General features: G+C 43.8%; 14 protein-coding genes. All 14 read right to left on the reverse strand.

Annotation, left to right across the window (positions count from 1 at the left end):
* Positions 1–3 precede the first annotated feature (3 nt).
* Positions 4–444: an anti-sigma F factor gene (gene spoIIAB / locus NYE53_RS11665; protein WP_014477237.1), complete on the reverse strand. Its 441-nt coding sequence runs from the start codon at positions 442–444 to the stop codon at positions 4–6.
* On the reverse strand, positions 441–794 hold the full coding sequence (gene spoIIAA / locus NYE53_RS11670; protein WP_003223957.1) for an anti-sigma F factor antagonist: 354 nt from the start codon (positions 792–794) through the stop codon (positions 441–443). The genes spoIIAB and spoIIAA overlap by 4 nt, the downstream gene beginning before the upstream one ends.
* Before the next feature lie 95 nt (positions 795–889).
* Positions 890–2,059 carry a D-alanyl-D-alanine carboxypeptidase DacF gene (gene dacF, locus NYE53_RS11675; protein WP_339244843.1) on the reverse strand — a complete coding sequence of 390 codons (1,170 nt, stop codon included), beginning with the start codon at positions 2,057–2,059 and terminating at the stop codon, positions 890–892.
* Between the two features lie 154 nt (positions 2,060–2,213).
* Positions 2,214–3,029 (reverse strand): purine nucleoside phosphorylase I, inosine and guanosine-specific, encoded by an 816-nt coding sequence (locus tag NYE53_RS11680; RefSeq protein ID WP_003230447.1) that lies wholly within the window; start codon positions 3,027–3,029, stop codon positions 2,214–2,216.
* 12 nt (positions 3,030–3,041) lie between these two features.
* A complete protein-coding gene (deoB, locus tag NYE53_RS11685; RefSeq protein WP_339244845.1) occupies positions 3,042–4,226 on the reverse strand; it encodes a phosphopentomutase in 1,185 nt (394 codons plus the stop codon).
* A gap of 161 nt (positions 4,227–4,387) precedes the next feature.
* On the reverse strand, positions 4,388–5,278 hold the full coding sequence (gene xerD / locus NYE53_RS11690; protein ID WP_004398985.1) for a site-specific tyrosine recombinase XerD: 891 nt from the start codon (positions 5,276–5,278) through the stop codon (positions 4,388–4,390).
* Positions 5,279–5,285: 7 nt separating this feature from the next.
* Entirely contained in the window at positions 5,286–5,513 is a 228-nt protein-coding gene (locus NYE53_RS11695) for a YqzK family protein (protein ID WP_003230440.1), read from the reverse strand.
* A 124-nt stretch (positions 5,514–5,637) separates the two neighbouring features.
* Positions 5,638–6,087, reverse strand: coding sequence for a ferric iron uptake transcriptional regulator (gene fur, locus NYE53_RS11700; RefSeq protein ID WP_003223972.1), 450 nt, complete (start codon positions 6,085–6,087; stop codon positions 5,638–5,640).
* Positions 6,088–6,199: 112 nt separating this feature from the next.
* On the reverse strand, positions 6,200–6,844 hold the full coding sequence (gene spoIIM, locus NYE53_RS11705) for a stage II sporulation protein M (RefSeq protein WP_014477241.1): 645 nt from the start codon (positions 6,842–6,844) through the stop codon (positions 6,200–6,202).
* 97 nt (positions 6,845–6,941) lie between these two features.
* Complete coding sequence (locus NYE53_RS11710; protein WP_014477242.1) at positions 6,942–7,157, reverse strand: hypothetical protein; 216 nt, start codon at positions 7,155–7,157, stop codon at positions 6,942–6,944.
* 100 nt (positions 7,158–7,257) lie between these two features.
* Positions 7,258–8,577 carry an NAD-dependent malic enzyme gene (locus NYE53_RS11715; RefSeq protein WP_004398731.1) on the reverse strand — a complete coding sequence of 440 codons (1,320 nt, stop codon included), beginning with the start codon at positions 8,575–8,577 and terminating at the stop codon, positions 7,258–7,260.
* 17 nt (positions 8,578–8,594) lie between these two features.
* Positions 8,595–10,001, reverse strand: a complete 1,407-nt coding sequence (gene mleN, locus NYE53_RS11720) for a malate-H+/Na+-lactate antiporter MleN (protein ID WP_339244848.1) — start codon at positions 9,999–10,001, stop codon at positions 8,595–8,597.
* A 140-nt stretch (positions 10,002–10,141) separates the two neighbouring features.
* A complete protein-coding gene (gene aspA / locus NYE53_RS11725; protein WP_014480179.1) occupies positions 10,142–11,569 on the reverse strand; it encodes an aspartate ammonia-lyase in 1,428 nt (475 codons plus the stop codon).
* Between the two features lie 44 nt (positions 11,570–11,613).
* A complete protein-coding gene (gene ansA, locus NYE53_RS11730; RefSeq protein WP_004399032.1) occupies positions 11,614–12,603 on the reverse strand; it encodes an asparaginase in 990 nt (329 codons plus the stop codon).
* Positions 12,604–12,690 lie beyond the last annotated feature (87 nt).

Below are 12,690 nucleotides of genomic sequence, written 5' to 3' on the forward strand. Positions count from 1 at the left end.
TCCTTAATTACAAAGCGCTTTGCTTTTTGATAAGTGCTTTGTTAAGCGAATCGTTGTTCCCATTTCAGGCGATGAATCGATACTGACATCATCCATGAAATTTTCCATAATGGTAAAGCCCATTCCAGAGCGCTCAAGCTCAGGCTTAGTCGTAAATAGAGGCTGACGGGCTTCTTCAAGATCTGTAATGCCTAAGCCTTCATCACGAATAGTCATATATACGACATGATCTTCCAGCGTCACTGAAATGTAAACTTTCCCTTCACAGTTCTCTTCATATCCATGGATAATCGCATTCGTGACAGCCTCTGACACGACTGTTTTGATTTCAGTCAGTTCATCCATTGTCGGGTCCAGCTGAGCTATAAATGAAGCAACTGTCACACGGGCGAACGATTCATTCTGACTGAGGGCAGAAAACTCAATGTGCATTTCATTTTTCATGATGCCACCCCCAGTGTCAGGAGCGCCTGCTGTTCAGATTGTTCAAATCGGATAATTTTAAACAGGCCCGACATATCAAACAATCGCTTCACCGCAGGAGAGATAGCGCAAACGACCATTTCCCCGCCAATTTGCTTAATTTGCTTATATCTTCCTAAAATAACGCCAAGCCCCGAGCTGTCCATAAAGGAGAGGTCCTCCAAGTTCAGCACGATATGGCGAATATCATCCTTCTCCAATGATTGAGTCACTTTTTGCTTCAGGGTTTCAGCCGTATGGTGATCGAGTTCGCCTGTTAATCGAATACAAAGCACAGATTCTTTGACATGCATGTCAATTCCAAGGCTCATGCTCATTCCTCCTTGATATGATCGGATAATGAGTGTTTCGATTTCGACGGAATGAATTCCTTCACCGTGACAAAACTAGTGGTCATTCGGCATAATTACTTAAATTTTGTCCAGTCTCCCATCGTCCGCTTCAAGAATGTGATAAACCCGGCTTTCTTCATTTCTTCTTTTGCAGCAACAGGACTTTCAGCGAGTACTTCTCCATCCTTTTTCAGAACAAGAGTGCCAAGCTCTTGGCCTTTTTGAATCGGAGCACTAATATTGTCCTTCATCTTGATTTCTTTTTTCACATCGTTCATATCCTCGCCTTTTTTCGTCAATATTGAAATCGGCTCAGATGTAGTGAGTTCGATAAATTTTTGTTTCCCTTTTTTGACCTTTACTTTTGCTACTGTTTCATTTCGTTTATATAAAGGATGCGTTTCATACTGGCTAAAGGCGAAGTCAAGCATTTTTGTCACTTGCGCGTTTCTTTCTTTAGGCGTGCTCGCTCCGAATACAACCGCTATGGCCCGCATGTTTCCTTTTTTAGCCGAAGCAGTCAGACAATATTTCGCTTCGCCTGTATAGCCTGTTTTTACGCCGTCTACACCAGGATAAAATTTGATAAGGCGATTTGTATTCACAAGCCAAAACTTTTTATCTGTATTTTCACGCAGATAATCTTCATACGTGCCGGTAAACTTCGTAATTGATTCGTATTTCAATAATTCCTTAGCCATGATTGCCATGTCATAAGCAGAGCTGTAGTGTCCTTCCTCGGTCAATCCTGTTGGGTTTTTAAAGGATGTATTTTTCAATCCCAGCTCTTTTGCTTTTTTATTCATTTTCTTCACAAATTCTTCTTCAGAGCCGGAAATAAATTCAGCCATGGCGACGGAAGCGTCATTTCCCGAAGCGATTGCGATGCCTTTCAGCATTTCTTTGACAGTCATTTCTTCGCCGGGCTCAAGGAATATCTGTGAGCCGCCCATTGACGCCGCATGCTCGCTTGTACGGACCTTATCACTCATTTTGATTTTGCCTTTATCTAAAGCTTCCATAATCAAAAGCATCGTCATGATTTTCGTCATGCTTGCAGGCGCCAGTCTCTCATTGCTGTTCTTGTTGTAAAGCACTTTTCCCGTGTCACGTTCTATCAGCACCGCAGACTTCGCTTCATGAGCAAGCTCCGATGTACGTTTTCCGTCTTGTTTTGCAAATGCAGACGGTGCAAATGTAAGCAGCATTATACCAATCAACAAAGTGGATAAAAGACGTTTCATCTCAAAAGCCCTCCATTTCATAATCCTTTTTATTTTTTCCAAGCGGGATGGTTTTATACGCCACTGATGGAAAATGTTTCGAATTTTGAGCATAAAAAAAGACAGCTGTGTGATATCAGACACAGCTGTCTTTTGGTCCTGCATTGATTCATTTTTATTCGTACTGAGCGACGATCGCTTTAACAAGCTTCAAGAATCCAGCTTTTACTTTTTCGGTCACTTCCATAACTTCATCGTGACTTAAAGGCTGATCCAGAATTCCGGCTGCCGCGTTAGAGATGCAGGAAATGCCAAGAACCCGCATTCCCGCATGATTCGCTACAATGACTTCCGGAACAGTAGACATGCCGACAGCATCAGAGCCCATCGTTCTTAAGAAACGGACTTCTGCCGGTGTTTCGTAAGAAGGTCCTGTCACAGCAGTGTACACGCCTTTTTGAATTGGGATATTAAGGTCTTTCGCAATCTTTTCAGCCAGGCTGGACAGATCTTTGTCATAGGCTGAAGACATATCTGGAAATCTGGCGCCGAAATCTGCTTCGTTTGGCCCGATTAACGGGTTTGTTCCCATAAAGTTGATATGATCGGTAATAATCATTAAGTCCCCCGCACGGAATTCAGTGTTGACACCGCCTGCGGCATTTGTCACGATCAACGCTTCCACACCGAGCGCTTTCATCACGCGTACAGGGAATGTGACTTTCTCCATTGAGTAGCCTTCATAAAAATGAAAGCGGCCCTGCATTGCAATGACGGAAACTCCTTCAAGAGTGCCAAGCACAAGCTGTCCGGCATGCCCTTCAACAGTAGATACCGGGAATTCAGGTATGTCTTCATATTTCAGCTTGACCGGATTTTCGATTTCGTCCGCCAAAATGCCAAGACCTGAGCCTAAAATAAGGCCGATCTTCGGAGATTCCGGCAGGTTTTGTTTAATAAAAGCGGCTGCGCGTTCAATTCTGTCCTTCAAGAAACAGTCCCCCTATTGTAATAAAGATAAAAAGCTTTTCCCGTATTTCGGTTTATTCGTTTGGAAATTATCAGCGATCGTTGCGCCAATATCGGCAAATGTATCTGCAAGCGGCAGCATTTGCGCTTTCTTATGTTTTTTGCTGTAAGCGAGAATCGGCACATACTCGCGTGTATGGTCAGTCCCATGATGAATCGGATCATTGCCGTGGTCGGCTGTAATAATTAACAGATCGTCTTCTCTCATTTTTTCAAACACTTCCGGAAGCCGCGCATCAAATTCTTCAAGCGCGCGTCCGTAGCCTTCAGGGTCACGGCGGTGTCCGAATAACGCGTCAAAATCAACAAGGTTCGCAAAGCTCAGACCCGTAAAATCTTCTCCCAGCGTATCAATCACCTTGTCCATTCCGTCCATATTAGAAACCGTTCTGCGTGAAGAAGTAATGCCTTCTCCGTCGTAAATATCAGAGATTTTACCGATTGAAATCACATCTAAGCCGCTGTCTTTCAATTCATTCATGACAGTGCGATCAAACGGTTTAAGGGCATAGTCATGGCGGTTTGGCGTCCGTTTGAATTGACCCGGCTCTCCGACGAACGGCCGTGCAATAATGCGGCCAACCATATATTTCGGATCAAGCGTCAGCTCTCTCGCCGTTTCGCAAATGCGATACAGCTCCTCAAGCGGCACAACCTCTTCGTGAGCGGCAATTTGCAGAACAGAGTCAGCAGACGTGTAAACAATTAAAGCCCCTGTCTCCATGTGCTCCTGACCAAGCTCATCCAAAATCGCTGTGCCGGAAGCCGGCTTGTTTCCAATAATTTTGCGGCCAGATCTCTTTTCCAGCTCTTGAAGCAATTCATCAGGAAAGCCTTCCGGGAACACTTTAAATGGTTTATCAATGTATAAACCCATAATCTCCCAATGGCCAGTCATCGTATCTTTTCCGTTTGACGCTTCTTGCATTTTTCCATAATGGGCAAGCGGATGTTCTGTTTTTTCTACACCTTTGATATCTTCGATAAGACCAAGGCCGAGCTTTGCCATATTTGGCATATGTAATCCATTCATATGCTCGGCAATATGACCGAGCGTATGAGCGCCTTCGTCATTAAAGTCAGCGGCATCCGGCGCTTCGCCGATTCCGACTGAGTCCATCACAATTAAAAACACACGATTATATTTGTATGCAGGCATCTTGAAAGCCTCCTTTTTTTTCTATACGTCTATTGTATCGCTAAGAGGTCTGACAACTCAAGTATAAACCGTTTTCATTCCCGTTGACAATGTATTTGGAAATAATGAGAAACTTCAATATTTTCTGTCGCTCTAAACAAAAAAGCCGCAGCCACCTGCGGCTATGCTCGCGGATGAAACTGCTTGTACACATCCTTCAGCCTTGTTTTCGTCACATGCGTATAAATTTGCGTCGTGGATATATCCGCATGACCGAGCATTTCCTGCACCGCTCTTAAATCTGCCCCGTTCTCAAGCAGATGCGTCGCAAAGGAATGCCTGAGCGTATGCGGAGTCAGCTCTTTCTTAATGCCGGCTTCCAACGCGATTTTTTTCAGGTTCTTCCAAAATCCCTGGCGGCTGATCTGTTTGCCGTGATGATTTAAAAAGAGGGCGTCAGATACATTGTTTTTTAACAGTTTTCCCCTGGCTTTTGTCATATATTCCTCAATGGCGGAAGCAGCGGCTTCACCAATTGGTACAATCCGTTCTTTTCTTCCTTTGCCGAAGCATCGGATAAACCCCATAGATAAATGAACATCTGCCGTTTTCAACTCAATCATTTCACTGACTCGTATGCCTGTCGCATAAAGCAGCTCCAGCATTGCTTTATCCCGATAGCCGAATGGGCTCGTCAGCTTAGGCGTGTCCAATAATCGCTCGACTTCATTGAGTGCGAGCACCTTCGGAAGCGCCCGTTCCGTCTTTTGTGTTTCGATATGAACGGAAGGGTCCTTATCCGTTACTTTTTCCCTGAGCAGAAATTGATGAAAAGAGCGAATGGATGCCAAATGCCGCGCCGATGTCTTGCCGGATTTCCCCGAGTCCTTCAAATGCTTTAAGTATTGGATAATATGTATGCGGGTAACGTGATTCCAATCTGTAACATGAAGGGTTTCTGTTAAGTAGAGAGAATAGCTTTTCAAGTCACGTTCATAGGATACGATCGTATTTTGAGAGAGCCCTCTCTCTACCATGACGTAGTGGATGAAATCCTTTATTTGATCTTTCACTCTTGATCTACTCCCCGTTTTGGTAAAAAAAGATCAACCGGTCGAACCATCCGCCTTTTTCATCCTGATCCATTTCAACAACTTTTACAGCGGAGCCTTCCGGTTTATCATACCGATGATAGTTTTCATACTCTTGATTCACCCATATCATAGCATAATAGAACAAAGCGGTAAAACCAGTAAACAGGATGAAAACTTTCAATGCATCGACAGCTGTTTTCAGGAATCTTCCCATGTCCTAATCGATCCTTTCCCTATGGTTCCAGTTATATAAACCATATGCCAAATCAGAAAGGTTTTATACATAGAAACAGCAAAAAACCCTTTCCCCATGAGAAAAGGTTCGCGCTCGGCACCGTCTATTCAGTTTCTTTTCCGTTACAGCGGTGGCAAATGCCGTGAAACGTCAATCTATGATCTTTAATCTTAAATTTCCAATCACGTTCAATGATTTCTTCCACGTCTTCAAGCAAATCTTCTTCAATTTCATCAACGGCTCCGCACTCCATGCACACCAAGTGGTGATGAAAGTGAGCTGCGCCCTCTTTCCGAAGGTCGTAACGGGACACACCGTCTCCAAAGTTAATTTTATCTACGACTTTTAATTCAGTTAATAATTCAAGCGTACGGTATACTGTAGCGAGACCGATCTCAGGAGATTTCTCTTTTACGAGGAGGTATACATCTTCTGCGCTTAAATGGTCTTCTTCGTTTTCAAGCAGCACTCTTACTGTCGCTTCACGCTGTGGCGTAAGTTTATAGCTGGATGAGTGCAGTTGTTTCTTAATTCGATCAATACGGTTTTCCATGTCTTTCCCTCCTACGCCGCATTCCATGACTCATTATAACAAAATACGCGCAGAGTTCCAACTATAATTATTATAAACTGATAAATAAAACGGTTTTCTTTTAATAATAATTTTAAAAAAGTCTAGATGTAAGCTTTTCCATTAAAACAGGAGATAAGTATGCTTCAAAGAGAGATGAGATCAGCGCTAAAAACAGAATGACCAGCAGCACAAAGGCATACCGCCCGAACCATTGAATCGGCGCGTCATGCAGGCTTCGTTTCACGAACAGCTGTCTGATTAACTTTAAAGAAAACGCAATTGCACATGTGCCCATAATGAGATAAGCCGGAATCAGCAGCACATTTTGCGGCAAAACGGAGACAAATGATAGGAAAAACCCGCTCACTCCCATCTGATTGACAAGGAACCCGACAGTAAAGCCGACAACGATCCCTTTCAGAAAGACCATGATGAAAATAATCGGCATCCCAATGACAGAAATCCCCAAGATCCACATCAGGCCTAAATACTTTGCATTATGAAAGATACTTTGCCCAAACATATCAGCTGAACTTGCCTGTTTTCCATCCGAAAGCTGTCCAAAAAATTGACTTAAGTAGTAGTATAAATCTTCTTTCTGGCTGATGGTCATACTGTTGACAATAATCGCGCCAAAGATGACACCCATGAAAAACAGCACTGACACAAATATATAAAGAGAGAGATGATCTTTGACATGCCTGAGAAACATGTCCTTATAAGAGATTTTTCGCATACCGTTTCCTCCCGCCCGTTCTAGTGATTTGATTTAATAGATTGTATGAAAGAAACGGAAAAACATGCCCTTTTTCAAAAAACGATAGAGACGAATGCTAGGCGGCTTTTTTGGGCACAAAAAAATCCTTATCATCAACTGCCATATGATCATAAGGATTCTTATGTTTTCGTTTATTCAAAATCTCTTTTTTGCTTTTTGTCATTCTTTCATGCGTGCTGAAAGATGGTGTGCTGCCTCTTGATAATAAGACGTCACGTCCGCCGTTTCTTAGTTGATGCTCCCGCTTCTTTTTCGCTTGGCTTTTTGCCATGTGATCACTCCCTTTTTTATTTTCACAATAATGATAACAAAAATTGAACACTGATAAGAAAAAAACAGCACCTGCTACGACAGGTGCTGTTTAGCTACATTTATTTCACTGCTGTAAGAGCTGCATGCTCGACAGCTGCTGCTACCGCATGATGGACTTTTGAATCAAGCGGCTGAGGGACAACATCACCTTGTTTAGTGCAAGCTGCGATGGCCTCTGCTGCTGCGACAAGCATATCATGATTAATCTCCGTGCTTTTTGCGTTAAGCGCTCCTCTAAAAATTCCCGGAAAACCGAGTACATTATTAACAGAACGCCCGTCAGCTGCATATGCGGCCCCAGCCTGCAGTGCGGCCTCCGGCTCAATTTCCGGCTTCGGATTCGATAAAGCCAAAATCACTTGACCAGAACGTACAAATGCCGGTTTTATTAAACCCGGAACGCCCGTTGTAGCAATGACAATATCACATGTTTCCATGAGCTCCTCAATACTGGAAACTGCCTGTCCGCCGTATTGTTCGAGACGGTTCATTGCTGACTCTGATTTGTCTGTTCCGTACACAGCATTCACACCATAAGCCATGAACATCCGGCAGATGGCCACGCCTGCTGCGCCAAGGCCGATTTGCCCCACTTTCGCTTCCTTCAGGTCAACCCCCGCACTCCTGCATGCCGAGATGGCAGCTGCCAGCGTCACTACAGCTGTACCATGCTGGTCATCGTGCATAACAGGGATGTTCAGCTCCTCTTTTAGGCGATCCTCGATTTCAAAACAATGCGGCGAACCGATATCCTCAAGAAGGATGCCGCTAAAGCCCGGAGAAATATGTTTTACTGTTTTGATGATTTCTTCAGGATCACTTGTATCAAGCAGTATCGGAATGCCGCTAATACCCGCCAGCTGATCAAACAAAGCAGCCTTTCCTTCCATGACAGGCATGCCAGCCACAGAGCCGATATTTCCAAGGCCTAAAATTGCGGTTCCATCTGTTACAATTGCAACAGAATTGCTGATCGTTGTATAAATAGAAGCTTTTTCAGGTTCTTTTTCGATCAGTCGGCACACGTCTGCAACACCTGGTGTATAGACACGTCCCAGCTCTGCCAGTGAACGGATCGGCATTTTGCTTTTCATTTGGATTTTTCCGCCTTCATGTGCGGACAGGACTTCATCAGATACGGTGTGAAGCCTGATCCCTTCTCCGAGGGCCTGTACAGCCGCGATCACTTCCTGAAGCTGTTCTTCATTCTCCACTTGAACGGTAATATTCCGCATTGTGTAATTGGGTCCGACTTTTACCGTCTCCACTTCACCAATATCTCCGCCCAGAAGGCCGATTGCCGTAGCCACCCTTCCAAGATTTCCGGGAACCGAAGGCGTTTCGATCATCAGTGTCCGAATCATGTGTTTCGCTATCATTCAGTGATCCTCCCCTATTAGCCTAGTTTTTCGGCTTTAACTGTATTGTTTTTCGTATACCATATAAATTTTCCTGTATAACCATAGATAATTGCAAGACCTATTGCTACAAAACTGAGCCACATAAACGGCAGATAAGAGAAGGTAGAAACACCTAAAATACCAGCCATGTAAATCCCATTATCAGACCAAGGAACCATCCCCGAAGTCAATGTTCCCCCGACCTCTGAGTTACGTGATAACACTCTTCTGTCCAGATGTAAGCGATCATAGCTGTCTTCCATAATTTTCGGAGTCAAAATAAGAGATACATACATCGCACAGCCGAAGATGTTCGCTAAAAACGCTACGATCAGTGTAGACAATGTGACATTGCCGGCTGAAGTTAATTTCTTTTCAAACATAGAGACGATGACTTTCAGCACGCCGAGTTTCTCAAGCAGGCCTCCAAAACCAAGACCAAATATAATCACGACAAGGGAACTGAGCATTCCGACAATTCCGCCGCGGTTTAACAAGCCGTTCAAAAATTCAACATCTGTTTTAATAGAAAATCCGTTGTACGCAGTGGCAATCGCATCGGCAATATTCATGCCCTGGAACACAGCAGCCCAGATTGCGCCAAGCAAAGCACCGATCACGATAACCGGCATCGACGGCTTTTTCATCGCCAATAAGACAATGACGACAACAGCCGGAATCAGCATCCAAATATGAATATCAAACGTATTTTGCAAAGATGATTTCAAAAATTCAACTTTATCAAGATCAATATTTTTCCCGCCGTACATAAAGCCGGTAATAGTAAATAAAATAGCCGTAATCACATATGCAGGTATTGATAAATAAAGCATTGCTCTCACGTGGTCCAATACATCGACTTTTGATAGTGAGGAAGCCAAAACTGTACTGTCAGACAGAGGAGAAAGCTTGTCCCCAAAATATGCGCCTGAAAGGATAGCTCCCGCTACTAGAGGAAGCGGAATGCCTAAACCCTCTCCAATTGCGATCATGGCAATGCCGGCAGTTCCGACTGTTCCCCATGACGTTCCTGTTGCCACAGACATAATGGAACAAATAATTAACGTTGCCAGCAAAAAGATACTTGGGTGAATAAATTCCAGTCCGTAATAAATCAAAGTCGGCACAACGCCTCCGGCAATCCATGTTCCGATGAGCGCCCCAACTGAAACGAGAATCAGTACGGCTTCAAGGCCATTTGATATCCCATGTACAATCGCATTTTGTAAATCTTTATAAGAATAACCGAGTCTTATACCTAAAAGCATTGCAATAAACCATGAAACAAAAAGCGCCAGCTGTATCGGCAAGTCGAGAAAGACTGTAAACGATAGAACAAGTGCTAAAAATACTCCTAGTACAATAATAATTTCAAATAGTGTTGGCAATCTTACATCCTTCAAAAGAAGTCCCCCTTCATGTAAAAGCTAAAACGCTTTCAATATATAGTGCAACACGTATACTATACTTCCTCATCCCTATGTTGTAAACAGCTTATTCATCCGACTATTCGGAGATGAATAAGCTGTATTTTGTACAAATTTTATTTTTCTAATAGTTCTTTCCCTGCGATACCTGGTTTGGTCATCTCATATGGGTTTAAAATAATATCCAATTCTTCTTCAGTCAGCACATCATGCTGCAGACAAAGATCCCGGACAGATTGCCCTGTCATAATTGCTTCCCTGGCAATTCTAGCTGCCGCTTCATATCCAAGATGCGGATTGACTGCAGTGATCACTCCAGCGCTTTTTTCTACATATTGCTTCAACCGCTTTTCGTTGGCTTCGATGCCTTTTAAGCAATGATCAGTGAACGAACGGAAGCCGTTGTTCATGATGCTGATGGATTGAAGCAAATTAAAGACAAGCACGGGCTCCATGACGTTCAACTCAAGCTGGCCCGCTTCTGAAGCAAGGCAGATTGTATTGTCGTTTCCGATAACCTGGAACGCAATTTGGTTGATCAGCTCCGCCATAACCGGATTGACTTTCCCCGGCATAATAGATGAACCCGGCTGACGTGCAGGCAGAGAAATTTCCGCAAGTCCGGCGCGCGGCCCCGACGCCATTAAGCGCAGGTCGTTTGCGATCTTCGACATGTTCATCATGCAGACTTTTAATGAAGCTGATACCTCTGTATAGGCATCTGTATTTTGTGTCGCATCAACAAGATGATCAGCGCCGACAAGAGGAAGCCCGCTAATATCAGCAAGGTGCTTTACTACCTGTTTGATATATTCAGGATCAGCGTTCAGCCCTGTACCAACAGCAGTTGCGCCCATGTTGACTTCATACAGGTGCTGGCGCGATTGCTTGATTCGTTTGATATCACGCTCGAGAACACGGCTGTAAGCTTCGAATTCCTGGCCAAGACGGATCGGAACCGCATCTTGAAGGTGTGTCCGGCCCATTTTAATAACAGAGTCAAACTCCTGTGCTTTTTGCTTAAACACACTATGCATATCTTCCATTGTTTTCAGCAGTTTTTCCAAGAGCTTCAATGTGGAAATATGAATAGCAGTCGGGAACACATCGTTCGTAGACTGTGACATGTTCACATGTGTGTTTGGACTTAAATGGATATAATCTCCCTTTTTATGGCCCATGATTTCAAGCGCCCGGTTTCCGATAACCTCATTCGCGTTCATGTTCATAGAAGTTCCGGCACCGCCCTGAATCGGATCGACGATAAACTGATCGTGCCACTTGCCTTCCAGAATCTCGTCAGCGGCTTGTACGATAGCTTGGCCAATTCCTTCATACAGCCGTTTCACGTCCATGTTGGCAAGAGCCGCAGCTTTTTTCACAATCGCCAGTGCGTTAATCATTTCCTCATGGATTTTGTATCCTGTGATCGGGAAATTTTCAGAAGCACGGAGCGTCTGAATTCCGTAATAAACATCTGCCTCAATTTGTTTTTCCCCAAGGAAGTCTTTTTCCACGCGATATTCTTTTTGGCCGTTTAACATAATCTTTAACCTTCTTTCTCTTTGCTGGTTATCGTTTTTACATTTTACAGGACAACGTCATCAGCTATCGGCGTTTCCATAATTCTCTTGACGACAGGAAGATCCGAAGACTGACCTAGCGCCCACATCAATTTTGGCACAATTGCTTCTGTGTTCATATTTCTTGATCGGATAATTAAGTCTTGGTTGACTCTGCGGCCAACCTCGTAAATGCTCATGTCTTCGCCTTCTTCAAGACATTGAGTCGTAATGACGACGACAATGCCGCTTTCGATCAGTTCATTCACTTTTGACAAAATGTCTCTGCCTTCAAACGGCACCCCTCCGCTGCCATAACTCTCAATGACAATTCCTTTGTACATGCTTTTCAGGGCATCAAACATTTCGGGCTTTAAGCCTGGATGCAGCTTCAGCAGACATACATCTGTGCATAGTGAAGTGTCAACTGTGAAGGTGTCGTTCTCAGGTTCCGTTACTTGTTTGTTGTATTCGATCCCGTCTTCATTGATAAAAGCGATATATGGGTAATTGATGCTTTCAAATGCGTCGTAGCTTTTCGTTCTTAATTTGATCGCACGCGTTCCCTGAATGACTCTGCCGTCAAATACAACATAAACGCCGCCCACGCCTTCACAGGCAAATCGAATGGCATCAGTAATATTTTTTTTGGCATCGGTTTTTTGGAACGTGATCGGAATCTGCGAGCCGGTGATGACAATCGGCTTTTTGGCATGCTGCAGCATATACGATAGTGCGGCAGATGTATAGGCCATTGTATCTGTACCGTGAGTAATAACAAACCCGTCATAGGCATCATAATTTTCCTTAACGGCTTCCGCTATTTCCACCCAGTATTCAGGCTGCATATTGGTGCTGTCTATATTCATAAGCGACTGAGTTTCCATTGTGTAATCGTTATCAAGTTTTGATACGTAACTTAATAATTCATCAGCCTTGACTCCGGGAGCCAGCCCATTTTCCCCTTCAACTGAAGCAATCGTTCCCCCAGTTGTCAACATCAATAATTTTTTCATACCATGCACCTCTTCACTGTATCTAAAGATGGGTTGCGAGAAGGTATTCGCTTTTCGCATACTTTTAATGCAATTATAGACACGGAA

It is taken from the genome of Bacillus sp. FSL R5-0523, assembly GCF_037975295.1.
GTDB lineage: Bacteria > Bacillota > Bacilli > Bacillales > Bacillaceae > Bacillus > Bacillus subtilis.